Raw genomic sequence first — 20986 nt, forward strand, 5'->3', positions numbered from 1 at the left:
GCGGTCGCCGCGCAACGGTAGGGGTGGTGCGGACGGGCCGGGGGGTGCGGTCAGTTCGGGTGGTGCTGGCGGGCCGGGCGGCGTGGGTGGTGCGAACGATTCCGCCGGCACCGGGTATGCGCGTGGTTCGGGCGGGCTGGGCGGTCCGGGCGGCGTGGCCGGCGCCTGCGGTCCTGGTGGCCCCGGCGGTCCTGAAGGTGTTGACGGTCCTGACGGCATGCTGTGTGCGCGGCGCGTGGCGGGTGTCCCGGACGACGCCCTCGTACAGATCCGCGACCTGGCCGGACGGCCGCGCGGCACCGGTTTCACCGCCGACCACCACGGCACCGTGATCACCAGCCACGAGGCCGTCGACGGCCTCGCCCGGCTGGTCCTGCACGCGGGCGGGCGTACCTGCGTGGTCACCGCCGGCGCGGTCACTCCACTGCCCCGGCTGGACCTGGCACTCGTACGCACCGACGGCCTCGGCGCGGATCCGATCCCGGTCACCGTGCGGGAGCGGATCGAGACCGGCATGTACGTCTGGATCGCCGCGGGCCGCTGGCGCGAGGCGCGGGTGCTCGGCGCGACCGAGGTGACGTACACGGCCACGGACCGCTTCCATCTCCTCGACGGCGCGGTGGAGTTGGCGATCGGCACAGCGGGGCGGGACGAGCTGCGGCTGGGCGGCGGGGCCGCCGGGGGACCCGTGCTCGACGCGCGGACCGGCGCCGTGGTGGCCGTCCTCGGCACCGCGCTGCGGTCCGGCCACCGCGACGTCGGTTTCGCGGTGCCGCTGCGGCCGGCTCCCTCCTGTACCGCCCGGGAAGGGGAGGCGGCCGACGCGGACGAGGATCGGCTCGCCGACCTGCTCGCCCGCAACGCGGCGACGGTGCCCGCCTACGGCGCCGACCTCAACCTGGCGGGCGTAATGGAGATCACCGCCACCTCGGTCGGTCAGGACGGCCCGCCCGGTGCCCTCGCCGGCTACGTCGGCACGCTCGGCAGCGCCGCCCTCGAACCGGTGGAGGTCGTCCAACGGCCTTTTGTCGCACGGCAGTTGATGTCCTTCGCGGAGAGCGACCGCTCGGTGCTCGCCCTCGTCGGCGCCCCGGGTAGCGGTCGTACGACGGAACTCGCCGCCCTCGCCGCCCGGCGAGGCCGCGAACCCGTTCCGGCACCCACGCTGTGGCTGCGCGGCGCCGACCTCGCGGCCGTCGACGGGTCGGTCGCAGACGCGGCGCGTCGCGCCCTGGTCCGGGCGGCCCGCATCGTCGCGGCTGCCCGGTCCCTGCGCCCCGGCGACCTCGGCGACCTCACCCCCGAGCGGCTGGCCCGCCTCGCCGAACGGGCCGGCCGCCCCCTGCTGCTGCTCCTCGACGGCCCCGAGGAGATGCCGCCCGCCCTCGCCCGCCGGTCCGCCGAATGGACCGAGGCGACGGCGGACTGGCTGCGGTCGACCGGGGCACGGCTCGTCATCGCCTGCCGGGAGGAGTACTGGGAGGACGCCGGGAGGGAGTTCCCCCGGGAGTCGCTGTACTCGGGCACGCCCGACACCGGCACCGGGTCGGGTACCGCCACAGGTACCGGCGTCATTACCGGCACGGACACCGGCACCGGCGCCATTACCGGCACAGGCACAGGCACAGACATCGGTATCGGCACGGGCGCCATGGCCGGCGCGGGTAGCGGCACCGGTGCCGCCGCCGTGCCGCCGGCCTGCGTGCGCCTGGCCGAGTTCACACCCGTCGAGGCCCGCCGTGCCCGCTCCCGGTACGCCGTCCCCGACGGAGCCCTCACCGACCACGACGACCGCCACCCCCTCACCCTGCGCCTGCTCGCCGAGGTCCGGGCCGCCCTGCCGGACGCACCCGCCGCCCCGCCCCTCGACCGCCACCAGGTGTTCTTGGCCCATCTCGACCTGATGTGCCTGCGCATCGCGGTCCGCCTCGCCGACGGAAGCGGGCTGCGCGGTAGCGCCGTACGCCGGCTCGCGGCCCGGGTCTCCGGACGGATCCACGAGGCGGCCCGCCGCAGCCTGGGCCCCGGACAGGGCGAACTGGACCGGGCGTCCTTCGAGTCGCTGTTCCCCTGGGGACCCGGCCCGGCCCGGCACGGCGGCGGAGCCGGCCCCGGTGCCGGGCTCGGCACCGGCAGGGTCACCGGTTGGGCTTCCGCCGTACTCGCCGAGGGGCTTCTGGTGCCCGCAGGGGACGGCTACCGCTTCGCCCACGAGGAGTTCGCCGACTGGATCCAGGGCCTGCACCTCGACCTGGACGCGGCCCTGCGCGCCCTGGTCCACCACCCGGACACCGGCGCGCGCCCGCTGCCCGTCCCGCACCACCGCGCCGGGCCGGTGATCCAGGCGTTGCTGCACCTCCACCGCGGGCGGCACCCTCGTCGACTCGGCCGGCACCTGGAGCTGTTGGTCCACGCCCTGGACACCCGGCAGGGCCCCGACTCCTGGTGGGCCGCCCGCCTCCTCGCCGGGGCCCTGCTGGGCGTGCCCGACGCGACGCCGTACCTCCCGGTGCTGCACCAGCTGGCCGACCGGATCGTGGCCTGGCGGCAGGACGGCCGTCTCGTACCGCCCGGCTTCGCCCCCGCCTTCTGGACCGTCCTGCCGCTGACCATCGACGCCCGCCTCGACCTGCTGCGGGAACTGATCCTGGCGGACGAGCCGGTACGGGGCGCCGCGGGCCGGCCGGCTGAGCCGAAGGGGGCGGCGCACGGGCCGGGCCCCCGGTACCTGGACGCCGTCGCCTGGTTCCTCACCGCCGGTGCCGACGGCCGGTCCGGTGCCGGTGCCGGTGCCGGCCGCAGCGAGGACGCCGCCTGGAGTTCCTGCTCGCCCACGAACACGACCCCACCGTCCTGGACGCCCTGCTGCACGCGGCGGCGCGGGGCGGCGACAACGACGTCCGCGAGCTCGTCCACCACACCGGCCGGCTCCTGATCCGCATCCCCGACGGCGCGGCCCGCTTCGAACGCGTCCTGCTCGATGTGGGCCGGCAGGTTCCCGGCTTCGCCGCGCTGATGGTCCGCTGGCTCGCCGACACCCCGGAGGAATGGGCCGCCGTGGTGGGGCCGAGCACACGCCGGACGCTCGGCAGCCTGGCGGGCGTGCGGGTCCCCGCGTGAGGCGGATTCCGTACCCTCGGTGGTCAGGGCGCCCGCACAGGAACGGTCCGGATGAACGGTCCGCACGTGCGCCCGGTCACAGCACCCGTACCGATGCGGGCCGGGGGCACCCGGCATGGCACCCTTAGACCTGCGTAAGCGGTCAGGTAGAAACGGACACGGTTTCGAGGAGCGGTCACAGTGCAGCGCTGGCGTGGCTTGGAGGACATCCCCGAGGACTGGGGGCGCAGCGTCGTCACCATCGGTTCCTACGACGGAGTCCACCGCGGCCACCAGCTGATCATCAGGCACGCCGTGGACCGCGCCCGTGAGCTGGGCGTCCCCTCCGTCGTGGTGACCTTCGATCCGCACCCCAGCGAGGTGGTCCGCCCGGGCAGCCACCCCCCGCTGCTCGCCCCGCACCACCGCCGGGCCGAGCTGATGGCGGAGCTGGGCGTGGACGCGGTCCTGATCCTGCCGTTCACCACCGAGTTCTCCAAGCTCTCGCCCGCCGAGTTCGTCGTGAAGGTCCTGGTCGACAAGTTGCACGCCAAGGCGGTCGTCGAGGGCCCGAACTTCCGTTTCGGTCATCGCGCGGCCGGCAACGTCGAGTTCCTCACCGAGCAGGGTACGGTCTACGACTTCGACGTCGAGGTCGTCGACCTGTACGTGACCGGTGCGGCGGGCGGCGGCGAGCCGTTCTCCTCGACCCTCACCCGGCGCCTGGTCGCCGAGGGCGACGTGGCGGGCGCCCGCGAGATCCTGGGCCGCCCGCACCGCGTCGAGGGCATCGTGGTCCGTGGTGCCCAGCGCGGTCGCGAGCTGGGCTTCCCGACCGCCAACGTCGAGACCCTGCCGCACACCGCGATCCCGGCTGACGGCGTGTACGCCGGTTATCTGCACGCCCAGGGCGAGATCATGCCGGCCGCCGTCTCCGTCGGCACCAACCCGCAGTTCGACGGCACGGAGCGCACGGTGGAGGCGTACGCCATCGACCGGGTGGGCCTCGACCTGTACGGGCTGCACGTCGCCGTGGACTTCCTGGCGTACGTGCGCGGGCAGGCGAAGTTCGACTCGCTGGAGGCCCTGCTGGAGCAGATGGCCGACGACGTGAAGCGCTGCCGGGAGCTGATCGCGGCGGACGGGTAGCCGCGGTCGGCCGGTGACCGCCCCGTGGCGGCCCGCCGTGGGCCGTGCGGGAGGGCCCGCGGTCGTCGACGGCGACCGGAGCGCGACCATGACGCCGAAGGGCGGCCGGTGCGGTGAGGCACCGGCCGCCCTTCGCCTTTTCGTCTTCCCGTACCGCTGTTTCGCCCCTTGCTGCGGCGTCGCGCCCTACTGCTGGGGCGGCGTCTGCGGGGGCTGCTGCGGCTGCTGTCCCGGTTGCGGCTGCTGACCCGGCTGCGGATGTCCGGCCTGGAGATGTCCGGGCTGCGCGTACGACTGCTGTCCCGCCTGCTGCGGATAGGGCGGCTGGGCCGCGGTGGGCTGGGGGTAGGGCTGCCCCTGCTGCGGATACGGGTACTGCCCCGGGACCTGCTGGTAGGGCTGGCCGGGAGCCGCCTGGCCCGGCATGGGCGGAGCGGCCACCGGCGGCGGGTTGCCGTCGCTGGTCCACAGGCCGTGCGCCTGCTGGTGCCGGGTGAAGTCCTCGGCCACCATGGCGGCGAGGTTGAAGTACGCCTCGCGCACCTTCGGCCGCATCATGTCGAGGTCGACCTCGGCACCGGCGGCCAGGTGCTCGTCGAAGGGCACCACGATCACGCCACGGCAGCGGGTCTCGAAGTGCGCCACGATGTCCTCGACCTTGATCATCTTGCCGGTCTCGCGCACCCCGGAGATCACGGTGATGGACCGCGCCACGAGGTCGGCGTACCCGTGCGCGGAGAGCCAGTCCAGCGTGGTGCTGGCGCTGCTCGCACCGTCCACGGACGGCGTGGAGATGATGATGAGCTGGTCGGCGAGGTCGAGCACCCCGCGCATCGCGCTGTAGAGCAGTCCGGTGCCCGAGTCGGTGAGGATCACCGGGTACTGCCTGCCGAGCACGTCGATCGCGCGCCGGTAGTCCTCGTCGTTGAAGGTCGTGGAGACCGCCGGGTCCACGTCGTTGGCGATGATCTCCAGACCGGACGGGGCCTGCGAGGTGAAGCGCCGGATGTCCATGTACGAGGTGAGGTACGGGATCGCCTGGACGAGGTCGCGGATGGTCGCCCCGGTCTCGCGGCGCACCCGGCGGCCGAGCGTACCGGCGTCGGGGTTCGCGTCGATGGCGAGGATCTTGTCCTGCCGCTCGCTGGCGAGGGTGGCGCCCAGCGCGGTCGTCGTGGTCGTCTTGCCCACGCCGCCCTTGAGGCTGATCACCGCGATCCGGTAGCAGGACAGCACGGGGGTGCGGATCTGCTGCAACTTTCGCTGCCGCTCCGCTTCCTCCTTCTTCCCGCCGATCTTGAACCGGGAGGGCGCGGCGGCCGTCCGGCCGCTCTTGGGCTTCTGCCGCTTGTTGTTGAGCAGTCGGTCGGAGGACAGTTCCACGGCCGCGGTGTAACCGAGCGGCGCGGCACCGGGGTTGGTCGGCTGCCGCTGGTCGTGCTGCACCGGCTGCGGCCAGGCGGCGCCGGTCCGGGGATCGACGGGCTGCTGGGCGGCCTGCTCGGGATGCGCAGGGGCCTGCGGGAAGCCGTAACCGCCGGACTGGGCGGGCGGGTGCGGGAAGCCGTAGCCGGGCTGGGGCTGTCCGGCCTGCGGCTGCGGGAAGCCGTAGCCGGCCTGGGGCTGTCCGGCCTGCGGCTGTTCGGGCGCCCCTCCGGCCTGCGGCTGTCCGGCGCGCGCCGCGGGATCGGCGGGCGTCGGACCGTACGGGGCCTGGGGTGTCGGGCCGTACGGGGCCTGCGGCCCCGGGACTCCGGGCTGCGGGAAGCCGTAGCCGCCCTGCGGCGGGTTGGGCGCCGGGGGCTGTGGGGCCGCGGGAGCGCCGCCCGTGTACGGCTGGCCGGGCTGCGGGGCAGGCTGGTTCCAGGCGGCGGGCGCGGGCTGCGGAGCCTGCGGCTGGAAGGCCGGCTGCTGCGGAGACTCCGCCGGAGCCTCGGAGGCGGGCGGCTGCGGGGGTGCCTGGCCGGGCGTGGGCTGCCCCGGCGTCGGCTGCACCGGCCACTGGGCGGCGGGCGTGGGCGCGGCGGGCTGGTACGAGGGCGGCAACGGCGGCAGCCCGCCCTGCGGCGCCGGCACGGGCGGCCAGGCGGGGGCGGCGTCCTGCGGCGCCGGGGGAGCGGGGGGTACGGCGCCGTCGTCCGGAGCCGTACCGGCGTCCGGGTTCCGGTCCTCGTCCGCGGCCGCCTTGACCGCGTCCGCGGGTCCGGCGCCGACGGCCTCCGCGTCCGTGTCCGTATCCGTATCGTCCGTATCGGTACTTGTGCCCGTACCCGTCGTAAGCGTCGTACCCGTATGCGGATCGAGGTCCGAGTCCGCGACGGCGTCGGTGGCCGCGCCCGCGTCCGCCGGGCCGGCGAAAACAACAAGCGAACCCGGCTTTCCTCCCTCGGCCTGGGCATCGGCCCCGGCATCGGCCCCGGTCACCGAGTCGCTCTCGGGCTGCCCGTCCTGGGGGTCGTCGCCGGTCAGGGCGTCGTCGTGGCCGTCGGCATCCGTGTTCTCGGCGTCGGCATTGGTGTCGATGTCGGCGCCCGGCGCGGTCGTCGCACGCACGGCCGCCGTGCCGTCGGCCGGCTCGTCCTCGTCGGCCGTCGCCCTGGCCGCCGACGCCTCCTCCTCACCGCCGCCCGATGCGGGCTCGGCGACCTCGGCCGCCGCGGAGTCCGCCTTGCCGACCGCGGCCAACCGCCTCGCGTCCTCGGCGATCTCCGCGATCTCGCGCCGCAGCGCGACCGAGGAGAACCGCACCGTGTCGCCGCTCTCCAAGTCGCCGTTGTCCGGCTGCTCCTCGTCGTCGGCGTCGGCGGCGGTGGGCGCCGGTACGGCGGGAGCCGCGGGCGCGGCCGTCGACCACTGCTGGAATCCCCCGGCGGGAATGGTCGGTACGGCCGTGGGCGACGCGGGATCGGTCTCCGGCTGCGGTTGCTGCTGTGGCCGTGGCTGTACCTGCGGCTGCGGTTGCTGCTGCGGCTCGAACCCGCTGCCCACGGGCAGCTTCGGCACCGCGGCGGGACCCCCGGCGGGTGCCGCGGGCGGCGCGAACGGTGCCCCCGGTCCGGTCGTCGGAGCGGGCGGGGTGAACGGCGCACCGGGCCCCGGAGCGGGCGGGGTGAACGGCGCTCCGGCCCCCGGAGCAGGCGGGGTGAACGGCGCTCCGGGCGCGGGAGTTCCGGGAGCCGAGGCTCCGGCGGGCCGCGCGTGCGGCGGCGGAGTCAGACCCGGAATCGGCGCACCGGGCGGGAACGGCGCACGCCGCGGAGGTGCGGAGGGAGAGGTACCGGGGCCCGGGACCCCACCCGCCTGCTCCGAACTCCCGGACACCTCCGACGAACTGGATGACCCGGACGGCCCGGAGGATCCGGGCGCCCCGGAACCGGACGGCCCCCCTGTTTCCGCCGCGTTCTGCGTGTACCAGGCGGGCGGTGCGTAGTCGATGGTGAATTCGCCGGTCGTCTCGAAGGCCGATTCCGCGTCGGGCTGGTCATCGCCGGGTGTGGCCCAGCCCCCGCGGATCCCGTCCCGATCGCTGCTCACAGTTCCTCCTGCTTGGTCGAGCACCCTCGCGCCGTGCCGTGGGCGACCATCTCGTGTCGTTCTCAGTCGTCCGTTGTCGTTCGAGGTAGTCCGATCCACCGGCCCTCCCCCTGAGGCGCCGACGTCCCGTCCACGGGTACCGGCAGCACGCCCACTCCCAGCCTAATCACCGACGCCCCCACCCCGGCAGGCCCGTCCACCCCTGAGCCTGCGCCCACTCCGTCACACACTGCCCTGAAGTGCCGTACACAGTCCGCGTATCGGTGAACAATCCGGGCGACAAATATGAACAAGCGCGACGGAACGGCGCGCTGGATGACATTCACCGGGTCTGAATCGACGTGCCCCGTAAGGAGATTGACGAACCGCGCGGGGTGAACGGGATGACATGAGAAAAACGTCTCGCCGCCGTTTTCGCGTCCGCCGGGGCGAACCCCGGTTGCGCGCCCGGGTACATGGCCGGTGGCAGCGGCGGCAGCGGTGCCATCCGGCGGGCCGAGCCGACGCGCGAATCCGGTGAGTGAATCCGGTGAGCGAATCCGACCGAGGGGACCCGACCGAGGGGACCCGATGAGGGGAGCGGCAGGCGATTCGTGCGCGGCAGAGGTCGCCACCGGCGAGGCGAGGTGAGACGACAAGGCGCGGCACGACGGAAGCCGGCGCGGCGCGAGCGACCTGACCCTACGGGGGAGAACGTGCGAGCGAGCTGACCCTACGGAGGAGAACGGGGGAGACACGCGCACGCAGGGAGAACGCGGCGCGGGGGACAGGCCCGGCGCACCGGAGGGACCCCCTGCGCGCCCCCACGCGCGCGTGCCCGGCTCACTCCGCCGCGGGCGCCCCGTCCGCCGTGGGTGCCCCGTCCTGCGGCGCCGGATCCAGGTCGAACTCCCCGTCCCGCGCGCCGAGCACGAACGCCCGCCACTCCGCCTCCGTGTACCGCAGCACGGTGTCCGGATCCAGGGACGACCGCATGGCCACCGCGCCGGCGGGCAGGTACGCGATCTCGACCCGCTCCTCGTGTTCCTCCGTACCGGGCGCGCTGAGCCACTCGACGTCCGAGATGTCGAGCGCGTACAGCTCGTCGCGCTCCCGTTCCTTGCGCGCCTTGATCTCCTCCGCCGTCTCCGCCATGCCGCAGCGACCCCTTCCCGACGTCCGTCATTGACCGGGTGCACCATGGACGCCCCGGGTACACCCTGATCTCTGCTGCAGCGATCGGTGGTCCAGGCGGTCCGGTGACCCGGTGATCCGGGCGTTCACCCTAGTGGCCCCCTGGGCGTCCGCGGAGCCTTCGAGGACCGCGGCACAGGCGCCCGTACGTGCCTGGTAACCTGAGTGACGACCGTCTGTGTGCGCACCACCGGAGTCCCTCACGGGCCCCGGAGGCCGCGCAGGACGGATCCCGCCTCCGAGTTGTGGAAGCTCCCCCGAGACTAAGACCGGGGGCACTCGCGGGCACTCACAGACAATTGGAGTACGCGTGTCGCTCGACGCCGCCACGAAGAAGCAGCTCATCAGCGAGTTCGGTACCAAGGAGGGCGACACCGGCTCCCCCGAGGTCCAGGTCGCCATGCTGTCGCGCCGGATCTCGGACCTGACCGAGCACCTCAAGACGCACAAGCACGACCACCACTCCCGTCGCGGTCTGCTGATCCTCGTCGGTCAGCGCCGTCGCCTGCTGCAGTACCTGGCGAAGAAGGACATCCAGCGCTTCCGCGCCCTGGTCGACCGCCTCGGCATCCGCCGCGGTGCGGCGGGCGCCAAGTAGAACGCCGTGAAGGGAGCGGTTCCCGGGACGATCGGGGGCCGCTCCCTTTGGTGTACGTGCGGAAACGTGCGGAGTGTCACTCACGCTTTGTAGTGTGGTGGCACAACGCAATACGGACGACACAGCAAGACAACGAAGAAGGAGAAGCGCACCTCGCCGCCGCCGGTCCTCGGTAGTGGCCCCCGGGGGAACGAGCCCCGGGTGCTTCGATCGAAGACCGGCCCGCACCAGACGGAGCGCTTCTCCGCAACCGTCCCCCTGCCACACGGGCAGCCGCGGGACGAAGACGACAAGTAACGGAGAAAACGCTAGTGGAGAACGAGACCCACTACGCCGAGGCCGTCATCGACAACGGCGCCTTCGGCACCCGGACCATCCGCTTCGAGACGGGCCGGCTGGCCAAGCAGGCCGCCGGTTCCGCCGTGGCGTACCTGGACGACGACACCATGGTGCTGTCGGCCACCACCGCCTCCAAGAACCCCAAGGACCAGCTCGACTTCTTCCCGCTGACGGTGGACGTCGAGGAGCGGATGTACGCGGCCGGCAAGATCCCCGGCAGCTTCTTCCGCCGTGAGGGCCGCCCCTCCGAGGACGCGATCCTCACCTGTCGGCTCATCGACCGGCCGCTGCGCCCCTCCTTCAAGAAGGGCCTGCGCAACGAGATCCAGGTCGTCGCCACGATCATGGCCCTCAACCCCGACCACCTGTACGACGTCGTCGCGATCAACGCCGCGTCCGCCTCCACCCAGCTGGCCGGTCTGCCCTTCTCCGGCCCGATCGGCGGCGTCCGCGTCGCGCTGATCCGCGGCCAGTGGGTGGCGTTCCCGACCCACACCGAGCTCGCGGACGCCGTTTTCGACATGGTGGTCGCCGGTCGCGCCCTGGAGGACGGCGACGTCGCGATCATGATGGTCGAGGCCGAGGCCACCGACGAGACCATCAAACTGGTCGAGGGCGGCTCCGAGGCGCCCACCGAGGAGGTCGTCGCCGCCGGTCTTGAGGCCGCGAAGCCCTTCATCAAGGTCCTCTGCAAGGCCCAGGCCGACCTCGCCGCCAAGGCCGCCAAGCCGGTCGGTGAGTTCCCGATCTTCCTCGACTACCAGGACGACATCCTGGAGGCCCTGACCCGCGCCGTCCGCCCCGAGCTGGCCCAGGCGCTCACCATCGCCGGCAAGCAGGAGCGCGAGGCGGAGCTGGACCGGGTCAAGCTGCTCGCCGCCGAGAAGCTGCTGCCGGAGTTCGAGGGCCGCGAGAAGGAGATCTCCGCCGCGTACCGTTCGCTGACCAAGTCCCTGGTCCGCGAGCGCGTCATCAAGGAGAAGAAGCGCATCGACGGTCGTGGCGTGACGGACATCCGTACGCTCGCCGCCGAGGTCGAGGCCATCCCGCGGGTGCACGGTTCCGCGCTGTTCGAGCGTGGCGAGACCCAGATCCTGGGCGTCACCACCCTCAACATGCTCCGCATGGAGCAGCAGCTGGACACCCTCTCCCCGGTGACCCGCAAGCGCTACATGCACAACTACAACTTCCCGCCGTACTCCACCGGCGAGACCGGCCGCGTCGGTTCCCCGAAGCGCCGCGAGATCGGTCACGGCGCCCTCGCCGAGCGCGCCCTCGTGCCGGTCCTGCCCACGCGCGAGGAGTTCCCGTACGCGATCCGCCAGGTGTCCGAGGCCCTCGGCTCCAACGGCTCGACGTCCATGGGTTCCGTCTGCGCCTCCACCATGTCGCTGCTCAACGCCGGTGTGCCGCTGAAGGCCCCGGTCGCCGGCATCGCCATGGGCCTGATCTCCCAGGAGATCGACGGCGAGACGCACTACGTCACCCTCACCGACATCCTCGGTGCGGAGGACGCCTTCGGCGACATGGACTTCAAGGTCGCCGGCACGAAGGAATTCGTGACCGCCCTCCAGCTCGACACCAAGCTGGACGGCATCCCGGCCTCCGTCCTGGCCGCGGCCCTCAAGCAGGCCCGCGACGCCCGCCTGCACATCCTCGACGTGATGATGGAGGCCATCGACCGGCCCGACGAGATGTCCCCGCACGCCCCGCGGATCATCACCGTCAAGATCCCGGTCGACAAGATCGGTGAGGTCATCGGCCCCAAGGGCAAGATGATCAACCAGATCCAGGAGGACACGGGCGCCGAGATCACCATCGAGGACGACGGCACGATCTACATCGGTGCCGCCGACGGCCCGTCCGCCGAGGCCGCCCGCGCCACCATCAACGGCATCGCCAACCCGACGATGCCCGAGGTCGGCGAGCGCTACCTCGGTACGGTCGTGAAGACGACCACCTTCGGTGCGTTCGTCTCCCTGCTGCCCGGCAAGGACGGTCTGCTGCACATCTCGCAGATCCGCAAGCTGGCCGGCGGCAAGCGCGTGGAGAACGTCGACGACGTCCTCGGCGTGGGCCAGAAGGTCCAGGTCGAGATCGCCGAGATCGACTCCCGCGGCAAGCTCTCCCTGATCCCCGTGATCGAGGGCGAGGAAACCGCCGGCGACGGCTCCGCCGCGGGCTCGGACAAGAAGGACGACGCCGACAAGTGACGTCGCGTAACGCCACGGCGACGGCCCGCATCTCCACGGAGACGCGGGCCGTCGCCCGTACCCAAACCCTGATCAAGGGCACCGGCGGCATCGGCACGGTCCGCAAGACCACCCTCCCGGGCGGCCTGCGCATCGTCACCGAGACGCTGCCCTCGGTGCGCTCCGCCACCTTCGGCATCTGGGCGCACGTCGGCTCCCGTGACGAGACGCCGTCCCTCAACGGCGCCACGCACTACCTGGAGCACCTCCTCTTCAAGGGCACCGGACGCAGGTCCGCACTGGACATCTCCGCCGCGCTCGACGCGGTGGGCGGCGAGATGAACGCGTTCACGGCGAAGGAGTACACGTGCTACTACGCGCGCGTGCTCGACACCGACCTGCCGCTCGCCATAGATGTCGTCTGCGACATGCTCACCGGTTCGCTCATCCTTGAGGACGACGTCAACGTCGAGCGCGGCGCCATCCTCGAAGAGATCGCGATGACCGAGGACGACCCCGGTGACTGCGTGCACGACCTGTTCGCGCACACCATGTTCGGCGACAACGCCCTCGGCCGTCCCGTCCTCGGCACGGTCGACACCGTCAACGCCCTCTCCGCGGACCGCATCCGCCGCTTCTACAAGAAGCACTACGACCCGACCCACCTGGTCGTGGCCGCCGCCGGCAACATCGACCACAACAAGGTCGTACGGCAGGTCAGGGCCGCCTTCGAGAAGGCCGGCGCGCTCCGCAACCCCGACGCGGTGCCCATCGCGCCGCGTGACGGCCGCCGCACCCTTCGCACCGCGGGCCGCGTCGAACTGCTCGGCCGCAAGACCGAACAGGCGCACGTCGTCCTCGGCATGCCCGGCCTGGCCCGCACCGACGACCGCCGCTGGGCGCTCGGCGTGCTGAACACGGCCCTGGGCGGCGGCATGTCCTCCCGGCTGTTCCAGGAGGTCCGCGAGAAGCGCGGCCTGGCCTACAGCGTGTACTCGTACACCTCGGGATTCGCCGACTGCGGCCTGTTCGGCGTGTACGCGGGCTGCCGCCCGAGCCAGGTGCACGACGTGCTGAAGATCTGCCGCGACGAACTGGACCAGGTCGCCGAGCACGGCCTGTCCGACGACGAGATCGCCCGCGCGGTGGGGCAGCTGAGAGGTTCGACGGTGCTGGGTCTTGAGGACACCGGCGCGCTGATGAACCGTATCGGCAAGAGCGAACTGTGCTGGGGCGAGCAGATGTCCGTGGACGACATGCTGGCCAGGATCGCGCAGGTGACCCCGGACGAGGTCCGTGACGTCGCCCGTGACGTCCTGGGCCGCCGGCCCTCGCTGTCGGTCATCGGCCCGCTCAAGGACAAGCAGGCGGCACGGCTGCACGACGCCGTCGCCTAGGACGTGTATCGCAACTCCCGCCGGGGGCGGACTCACCTCCGGTCCCATTCCTCCGGTTAGGAAGCAAGTACATGAGCAAGCTGCGTGTGGCGGTCCTCGGCGCCCGGGGGCGGATCGGTTCCGAGGCCGTACGGGCGGTCGAGGCCGCCGAGGACATGGAGCTGGTCGCCGCCCTCGGCCGGGGCGACAGCCTGGAGACGCTGACCGAGACCGGCGCCCAGGTCGCCGTCGAGCTGACCACCCCCGCCTCCGTGCTGGGCAACCTCGACTACTGCGTGCGCCACGGCATCCACGCCGTCGTCGGCACCACCGGCTGGACCGACGAGCGCCTCACGCAGCTGCGTGACCTGCTGGCCCAGTCCCCGCGGACCGGTGTGCTCATCGCCCCGAACTTCTCCATCGGCGCCGTCCTGACCATGAAGTTCGCGCAGATCGCCGCGCCCTGGTTCGAATCGGTCGAGGTGATCGAACTGCACCACCCCAACAAGGTCGACGCCCCGTCCGGGACCGCCACGCGCACGGCGCAGCTCATCGCCGAGGCCCGCAGGGCGGCCGGCACGGCCCCGGCGCCGGACGCGACCGCCAGCGCCCTCGACGGCGCCCGCGGGGCGAACGTGGACGGCGTCCCCGTCCACGCCGTACGGCTGCGCGGGCTGCTCGCCCACCAGGAGGTCCTGCTCGGCGGCGACGGCGAGACCCTCACCATCCGACACGACTCCCTGCACCACAGCAGCTTCATGCCGGGCATCCTGCTCGGCGCGCGTCGCGTGGTGTCCGCCCCCGGCCTGACCGTCGGCCTGGAGCACTTCCTCGACCTGGGCTGATCGAGGGGCCCACTCACATGCGCGCGAAGATCTCCTACATCGTCACGGCCGCCGTCCTGGTCTTCTACTTCGTCCTGGTCGGCAGCCGCGGCGTCATGCTCATCCAGTCCGGCACCGTCGTGACCGTCACCTTCGGGGCCGCGGTGCTGATCCTGCCGCTGATCGGCCTGTGGTTCCTGTGGAAGAACACCCAGTTCGTCCGCCGGGCCAACCAGCTCGCCGCCGAACTCGACGCCGAGGGCGGCCTGCCCGTCGACGAGTTGCGGCGCACTTCGGGCGGCCGTATCGACCGCGACTCGGCCGACGAGGTCTTCGCCCGCCGCAAGGCCGAGACGGAGGCGGCCCCGGACGACTGGCGCAGCTGGTTCCGCCTGGCCGTGGCCTACCACGACGCCCGCGACACCCCGCGCGCCCGCAAGGCGATGCAGCGCGCCATCACGCTGCACGGGACGACGCGCTGAGCGCGGGTCGATGCGCTGACCACTGACCGACGTGCTGAGCACAGGTCGATGCGCATGACCACCGGTCGACGGGCTGAGGCTCGCGCGCACGGGAATTCGGCGCCCAACGGGACGGGGCCCGGTCCGTACGGACCGGGCCCCGCTGTATGCCGTTCAGCTGCGCCGGTACTCCGCCGCCCATGCCTCGACCGTGTCGGCCGCCCGGTCGAAGGCCGGGATGCGCCCCAGGAAGTCCAGGGTGTGCGTGGTCAGCAGCGGCGCGGGGTCCTCGGCGGCACGGTCCTTGCGTACGACGATCAGAGCCTGCCCCTGCACCGTGCGCGGCAGCCCCGCCCAGCGCACCGGCTGCTGCACCGTGCGCACCGCGACGACCCGCTTCCAGGGCACGGTACGGGTGGCGAGGAAGGCCACGTGGCGCAGGCCGCGCGCGCTGACCCACACCCCCATGCGCAGCAGCCGCAGCGCCGCGGCGATGACGGCGAGCGCCACGGCGAACACCACCGCGGCGGAGCCCGCAGAACTGGTCAGCGCGATGATGACCGCGCCGAACAGCACGAACGAGGCGAGCAGCAGCCACAACGCGGCCACGCCCACCCGCCAGGGTCCGGGCCGGTAGGGACGCCGCCAGCGGCTGCGGTCGTCGTACGGCAACGCGATGTCGTCGGCTGCCTCGAAGGATCGGTCGGCCGTCAGGAAGGGCAGGGGCACGGCTGGTCCTCACTCGTCCATGCATGGGCTGTGCCCGGTGAGGCTATCCGCCGGTGTCCCCGCTCACCACCCGCGGGGGTCCGTAAGGGTGGGACCCCAGGACGCCGGGCCGGGATCAGTGACCCTGCGCGGCCTGCGACTGCGGTGTCTGCGTGGCGGTGTGGGTGGACAGCGCGGGCATGCCGAGGACCAGGGAGCCGACGAGCCCGGCGACGATGGTGAGCCCCAGCAGCCAGCGCCCGGCCAGCTGGCCGACGGACGCACGCTCACGGGGCGGGGGAGCGACATTGCTGCGGAACTTCTCGGCGTCGGAGAGGAAGCCGAACGGTACGGGTTCGCGCCTGGCGGCGCCTCCCAGCGGCAGCTGGGGGAGGGACATCGGATGTGTCTCCCATCGGAGGTCGGAGGGCGTCGGACTAACGACGGAGCGGCCTCACGCTCGAACGACTCGAAACGACTCGAACATGTGGTCCTCGCCCATAGAGACGACAGAACTCCATGAAAGGTGCCTGCTTGCCCCGAATTCCCAGAAGTTCTCCGGGGTTCGCCGAAGATGTCGCGGCCCGGCACCGAACGCCCCGGTGTCAGTGCCGGGCCGTAGAGTGGGCGCCGCCCGACAGACGTGATGGAAGGACCCGCCGAGCCGTGACCGACACCCCCGTCGAGGAACCCAAGCCCATCTTCCGCAGCGACGTCACCGTCGAGCTGGTCAAGCACAGCGCGTCGGACGCCGACGTACTGTTCGCCGCCCGTGTCTCGACGGCCGGCGAACAGTCCCTGGCGGAGTTGGACAAGGACCCCGAGCGCTCGAAGGGACTGATCAACTACCTGATGCGGGACCGGCACGGCAGCCCCTTCGAGCACAACTCGATGACGTTCCTCGTCAGCGCCCCGATCTTCGTGTTCCGCGAGTTCATGCGGCACCGCGTGGGCTGGTGCGTCGCCGGTGACACGGAGATCACCCTGGAGAGCGAGGCCGGCCAGATCCGCCGGCGGACCATCGCCGAACTGCACGAGCTGTGGCACCTGGGCGCCGAGGACCGGCTGCCGCCCTCCGCCGGCGGCGTGACCTGGCACAGCGGCGCGGGCAAGTGGACGGCGCAGGTCCGGCACGGCGAGACGGACCACTACCTCGGTCTGTACGAGAGCCGCGAGGCGGCCGACTCGGCCGTGACGGAATTCCGCGAGCAGCACCCGGCCACCCGTCTGCGGCGACTCGAACCGGTCCGCCGCAGCCACGTCCGCTGCTACGACGAGGAGACCCTGCTCGCCCGGCGGACCAGGATCGTCGACGTGATCGAATCCGGGGTCAAGCCGCTGATCGAGATCACGACGGCTTCCGGGAAGTCGCTCCGCTGCACCGTCGACCACGCCGTGTTCACACCGGAGGGCTGGCGCAAAGCAGGGGAGCTGGCCGTCGGGGACGCCGTGATGGCGGCCGGATCCGAGTCCCGTTCCGGGCACGCGGACGTCCCGCCGGGCCTGCAGCGCGGCATCGGCGTCTGGACCGCCGCACAGCGGCAGCGGCTGATCGGGGAGACCGGCACCTGCCACCGCTGCGGGCAGGACTTCCCGGGCGACCGGCTCGCCCTGGACCACGTCGTCCCGGTCGCCGAAGACCTGGCCAGAGCCCTTGACGAGAAGAACCTCGCCCCGGCCTGTGAGCCCTGCCAGGCCGCCAGGAGCGCCGAGGAGCAGACGGCGGCCCGGCGCGGCGACGAGATCGCCAGGGCCGTGCCCGACCCGATCGTCGCCATCGAGGACCGGGGCGAGGAGATGACGTACGACCTCTCGGTGGCGGGCCCCTGGCACAACTTCCTGGCCAACGGCATCGTCGTGCACAACTCGTACAACGAGGAGTCCGGCCGCTACCGCGAGCTGCAGCCGGTCTTCTACGTGCCCGACGAGTCCCGCAAGCTCATCCAGGAGGGGCGCCCCGGCAAATACCGGTTCGTGGAGGGCACGCAGGCCCAGCAGGAACTGGTCGGACGGGTCACCGAGGAGAGCTACCGGCACGCCTACGAGGCGTATCAGGAGATGCTCCGGGCCGGCGTGGCCCGCGAGGTCGCCCGGGCGGTCCTCCCCGTGGGCCTGTTCTCCTCGATGTACGCCACCTGCAACGCCCGGTCTCTGATGCACTTCCTCGGCCTGCGCACACAGCACGAGCTGGCCAAGGTGCCGTCCTTCCCACAGCGGGAGATCGAGATGGTCGGCGAGCAGATGGAGGCCGCCTGGGCCCAGCTCATGCCGCTCACCCACGCCGCTTTCAACGCCAACGGCCGGGTCGCACCCTGAGGCCGCACGCAGGTCCCGATCAGCCTGGTGAAGTGTCCGTATTGCGGCATTTAGAGAAGTTCATCTAGCCTGATCAAACGGACCCGGCACTGCTTGAACCCCCGAGCAGGCAGTGCCGGGCTCCACATTTGTCCTGACTTTCCCGGCACCCCCTAGGGCAGACCACACAGGGAGCACCGAGTAGCGTGTTACCCATGGCTCCGACCTCCACTCCGCAGACCCCCTTCGGGCGGGTCCTCACCGCCATGGTCACGCCCTTCACGGCGGACGGCGCGCTCGACCTCGACGGCGCCCAGCGGCTCGCCCACCACCTGGTGGATGCAGGCAACGACGGCCTGATCATCAACGGCACCACCGGCGAGTCCCCCACCACCAGCGACGCGGAGAAAACGGACCTCGTACGAGCGGTACGGGAGGCGGTCGGCGACCGCGCCCACGTCGTGGCGGGTGTCGGCACCAACGACACCCACCACAGCATCGAGCTGGCCCGCGCCGCGGAGCGCGCGGGCGCGCACGGCCTCCTGGTCGTCACCCCGTACTACAACAAGCCCCCGCAAGAGGGCCTGTACCGGCACTTCACAGCCGTTGCCGACGCCGCAGGACTGCCGGTCCTGCTGTACGACATTCCCGGCCGCAGCGGTGTCCCGATCAACACGGAGACCCTGGTCCGCCTCGCCGAGCACCCGAGGATCGTCGCCAACAAGGACGCCAAGGGCGACCTCGGACGGGCCAGCTGGGCCATCGCCCGGTCCGGCCTCGCCTGGTACTCCGGCGACGACATGCTGAACCTGCCGCTGATGTCCGTCGGCGCGGTCGGCTTCGTCTCGGTCGTCGGCCACGTGGTCACCCCGGACCTGCGCGCCCTGGTCGAGGCGTTCACCTCCGGCGACGTCCAGAAGGCCACCGAGATCCACCAGAAGCTGCTCCCCGTCTACACCGGCATGTTCCGCACGCAGGGCGTCATGACGGCCAAGGCCGCGCTCGCCCTCCAGGGACTGCCCGCCGGGCCGCTGCGCGCACCCATGATCGGGTGCACTCCCGAGGAGATCGCCCAGCTCAAGATCGATCTTGCCGCCGGCGGGGTACAGCTCTGACATCAGACTTGGCGCCACCCGAGCTTCACAACTGAATAGGCGGGCCACCGGTGCCCGCATCCACAACGACAACTGCTTCTGCACGAACGTCACGCGCGCCACGTGCCCACCGGTAGGTGGCGTGCGTGGTGAGGAGAGTCTTTTGAGTCATCCGCATCCTGAACTCGGCTCACCCCCGCCGCTTCCCGAAGGCGGCCTGAGGGTCACACCGCTCGGCGGTCTCGGCGAGATCGGCCGGAACATGACGGTCTTCGAGTACGGCGGCCGCCTGCTGATCGTCGACTGCGGGGTGCTCTTCCCCGAGGAGGAGCAGCCCGGAATCGACCTGATCCTGCCGGATTTCTCGTCGATCCGGGACCGCCTCGACGACATCGAGGGCATCGTCCTCACCCACGGGCACGAGGACCACATCGGCGGAGTGCCGTTCCTCCTGAAGGAGAAGCCGGACATCCCGCTGATCGGCTCCAAGCTGACCCTCGCGCTGATCGAGGCGAAGCTCCAGGAGCACCGCATCCGCCCCTACATCCTGGAAGTCGCCGAGGGCAACCGGGAGCGCATCGGACCTTTCGACTGCGAGTTCGTCGCGGTCAACCACTCGATCCCGGACGCCCTCGCGGTCGCGATCCGCACCCCCGCCGGCCTGGTGGTCCACACCGGGGACTTCAAGATGGACCAACTGCCGCTGGACAACCGCCTCACGGATCTACACGCGTTCGCGCGGCTGAGCGAGGAGGGCATCGATCTCCTCCTCGCCGACTCCACCAACGCCGAGGTCCCCGGCTTCACCGCGCACGAACGCGACATCTCCAACGTCCTGCGCCAGGTCTTCGCGGGCGCACGCAAGCGGATCATCGTGGCCAGCTTCGCCAGCCACGTCCACCGCATCCAGCAGATCATGGACGCGGCACACGAGTACGGCCGCCGGGTCGCCTTCGTCGGCCGTTCGATGGTCCGCAACATGGGCATCGCCCGCGACCTGGGCTATCTGAAGGTCCCGCCGGGCCTGGTCGTGGACGTCAAGACGCTCGACGACCTGCCGGACGACGAAGTGGTCCTGGTCTGCACCGGCTCCCAGGGCGAGCCGATGGCCGCCCTGTCCCGGATGGCCAGCCGCGACCATCAGATCCGGATCGTCGACGGCGACACGGTCATCCTGGCCTCGTCCCTCATCCCCGGCAACGAGAACGCGGTCTACCGCGTCATCAACGGCCTGACCCGCTGGGGTGCCAACGTCGTCCACAAGGGCAACGCCAAGGTGCACGTCTCGGGCCATGCCTCCGCGGGCGAGCTGCTGTACTTCTACAACATCTGCCGCCCGAAGAACCTGATGCCGGTGCACGGCGAATGGCGCCACCTGCGGGCCAACGCCGAACTGGGGGCTCTCACCGGGGTCCCGCACGACCGGATCGTCATCGCGGAGGACGGCGTCGTCGTCGACCTCGTCGAGGGCAAGGCGAAGATCTCCGGCAAGGTGCAGGCCGGCTATGTGTACGTTGACGGCCTCTCGGTCGGCGATGTCGGTGAGCCCGCGCTGAAGGACCGCAAGATCCTCGGCGACGAGGGCATCATCTCGGTCTTCGTGGTGGTGGACTCGTCCACGGGCAAGATCACGGGCGGCCCGCATGTCCAGGCCCGCGGCTCCGGCATCGAGGACGCGGCCTTCGCCGACGTCGTTCCGAAGATCACGGAGGTGCTGGAGAAGTCGGCCCAGGACGGTGTCGTGGAGCCGCACCAGCTGCAACAGCTCATCCGGCGCACCCTCGGCAAGTGGGTCTCGGACACGTATCGACGCAGGCCGATGATCCTCCCTGTCGTCGTGGACGTCTGACCCGCAGTCAGCTGAGCCCGGGAGCGGGGTGCCTCGATTTGCATCGAGGCACCCCGCTCCAGTACGTTTACGGCCCTGCCCACGAGGGAAGCCCGGCCGCCGACTGTGCGTCCGAGCGCATCCCGAACGGGTCGGGAATTCCGACTCAGAATCTCTGATAAAGTCGGAACCGCCGGAAAGGGAAACGCGAGAGCGGGACTCTGGAAAGCACCGAGGAAATCGGACCGAGAAAAGGTCTGATAGAGTCGGAAACACCGAAGGGAAGCGCCCGGAGGAAAGCCCGAGAGGGTGAGTA

General features: G+C 71.6%; 13 protein-coding genes and 4 pseudogenes. 13 read left to right on the forward strand and 4 right to left on the reverse strand.

Going from position 1 to position 20986, the window contains the following annotated elements; all coding sequences use genetic code 11:
* Positions 1–217 precede the first annotated feature (217 nt).
* The 3 genes and pseudogenes from ACFYPJ_RS37470 to ACFYPJ_RS37480 all read left to right on the forward strand — a co-directional run.
* Positions 218–2008, forward strand: a pseudogene (locus ACFYPJ_RS37470) (trypsin-like peptidase domain-containing protein); the annotation flags it as partial.
* A 974-nt stretch (positions 2009–2982) separates the two neighbouring features.
* Positions 2983–3120: a hypothetical protein gene (locus tag ACFYPJ_RS37475; protein WP_389026349.1), complete on the forward strand. Its 138-nt coding sequence runs from the start codon at positions 2983–2985 to the stop codon at positions 3118–3120.
* A gap of 180 nt (positions 3121–3300) precedes the next feature.
* On the forward strand, positions 3301–4248 hold the full coding sequence (locus ACFYPJ_RS37480) for a bifunctional riboflavin kinase/FAD synthetase (protein WP_389026351.1): 948 nt from the start codon (positions 3301–3303) through the stop codon (positions 4246–4248).
* A 186-nt stretch (positions 4249–4434) separates the two neighbouring features.
* Here the strand turns inward: ACFYPJ_RS37480 and ACFYPJ_RS37485 are convergent, their stop codons facing one another.
* The gene (locus ACFYPJ_RS37485; RefSeq protein WP_389026353.1) at positions 4435–7782 is read right to left on the reverse strand and encodes an SCO5717 family growth-regulating ATPase; all 3348 of its coding nucleotides are present in this window, start codon (positions 7780–7782) and stop codon (positions 4435–4437) included.
* An 822-nt stretch (positions 7783–8604) separates the two neighbouring features.
* Entirely contained in the window at positions 8605–8916 is a 312-nt protein-coding gene (locus ACFYPJ_RS37490) for a DUF397 domain-containing protein (RefSeq protein WP_389026355.1), read from the reverse strand.
* Between the two features lie 349 nt (positions 8917–9265).
* Between ACFYPJ_RS37490 and rpsO the strand changes: the two genes are divergently transcribed.
* From rpsO to ACFYPJ_RS37515, 5 genes are all read left to right on the forward strand, one after another.
* Entirely contained in the window at positions 9266–9553 is a 288-nt protein-coding gene (rpsO, locus tag ACFYPJ_RS37495; RefSeq protein ID WP_307677652.1) for a 30S ribosomal protein S15, read from the forward strand.
* Positions 9554–9864: 311 nt separating this feature from the next.
* On the forward strand, positions 9865–12105 hold the full coding sequence (locus ACFYPJ_RS37500; RefSeq protein ID WP_389026357.1) for a polyribonucleotide nucleotidyltransferase: 2241 nt from the start codon (positions 9865–9867) through the stop codon (positions 12103–12105).
* Positions 12102–13481, forward strand: a complete 1380-nt coding sequence (locus ACFYPJ_RS37505) for a M16 family metallopeptidase (RefSeq protein WP_389026359.1) — start codon at positions 12102–12104, stop codon at positions 13479–13481. The genes ACFYPJ_RS37500 and ACFYPJ_RS37505 overlap by 4 nt, the downstream gene beginning before the upstream one ends.
* 71 nt (positions 13482–13552) lie before the next feature.
* Positions 13553–14305: a 4-hydroxy-tetrahydrodipicolinate reductase gene (gene dapB / locus ACFYPJ_RS37510; RefSeq protein ID WP_389026361.1), complete on the forward strand. Its 753-nt coding sequence runs from the start codon at positions 13553–13555 to the stop codon at positions 14303–14305.
* Positions 14306–14322: 17 nt separating this feature from the next.
* On the forward strand, positions 14323–14766 hold the full coding sequence (locus ACFYPJ_RS37515) for a hypothetical protein (protein WP_389026363.1): 444 nt from the start codon (positions 14323–14325) through the stop codon (positions 14764–14766).
* A 153-nt stretch (positions 14767–14919) separates the two neighbouring features.
* Here ACFYPJ_RS37515 and ACFYPJ_RS37520 read toward each other — a convergent pair whose 3' ends face one another.
* The gene (locus ACFYPJ_RS37520) at positions 14920–15474 is read right to left on the reverse strand and encodes a hypothetical protein (protein WP_389026365.1); all 555 of its coding nucleotides are present in this window, start codon (positions 15472–15474) and stop codon (positions 14920–14922) included.
* A gap of 115 nt (positions 15475–15589) precedes the next feature.
* Positions 15590–15853: a hypothetical protein gene (locus tag ACFYPJ_RS37525; protein ID WP_389026367.1), complete on the reverse strand. Its 264-nt coding sequence runs from the start codon at positions 15851–15853 to the stop codon at positions 15590–15592.
* 266 nt (positions 15854–16119) lie between these two features.
* On the opposite strand from ACFYPJ_RS37525, the pseudogene ACFYPJ_RS37530 reads away from it, so the two are divergent.
* The 5 genes and pseudogenes from ACFYPJ_RS37530 to ACFYPJ_RS37550 form a co-directional block, all read left to right on the forward strand.
* Positions 16120–16410: pseudogene (locus tag ACFYPJ_RS37530) on the forward strand (FAD-dependent thymidylate synthase); the annotation flags it as partial.
* Positions 16390–17316: pseudogene (locus tag ACFYPJ_RS37535) on the forward strand (HNH endonuclease); the annotation flags it as partial. The pseudogenes ACFYPJ_RS37530 and ACFYPJ_RS37535, both read left to right, overlap by 21 nt.
* A 3-nt stretch (positions 17317–17319) precedes the next feature.
* Positions 17320–17769: pseudogene (thyX, locus tag ACFYPJ_RS37540) on the forward strand (FAD-dependent thymidylate synthase); the annotation flags it as partial.
* Positions 17770–17963: 194 nt separating this feature from the next.
* The gene (gene dapA, locus ACFYPJ_RS37545) at positions 17964–18863 is read left to right on the forward strand and encodes a 4-hydroxy-tetrahydrodipicolinate synthase (RefSeq protein ID WP_389026368.1); all 900 of its coding nucleotides are present in this window, start codon (positions 17964–17966) and stop codon (positions 18861–18863) included.
* 142 nt (positions 18864–19005) lie between these two features.
* Positions 19006–20691: a ribonuclease J gene (locus ACFYPJ_RS37550; protein WP_389026370.1), complete on the forward strand. Its 1686-nt coding sequence runs from the start codon at positions 19006–19008 to the stop codon at positions 20689–20691.
* Positions 20692–20986: the final 295 nt, after the last annotated feature.

The sequence above is a fragment of the Streptomyces sp. NPDC006012 genome, assembly GCF_042871185.1.
Taxonomy (GTDB): domain Bacteria; phylum Actinomycetota; class Actinomycetes; order Streptomycetales; family Streptomycetaceae; genus Streptomyces.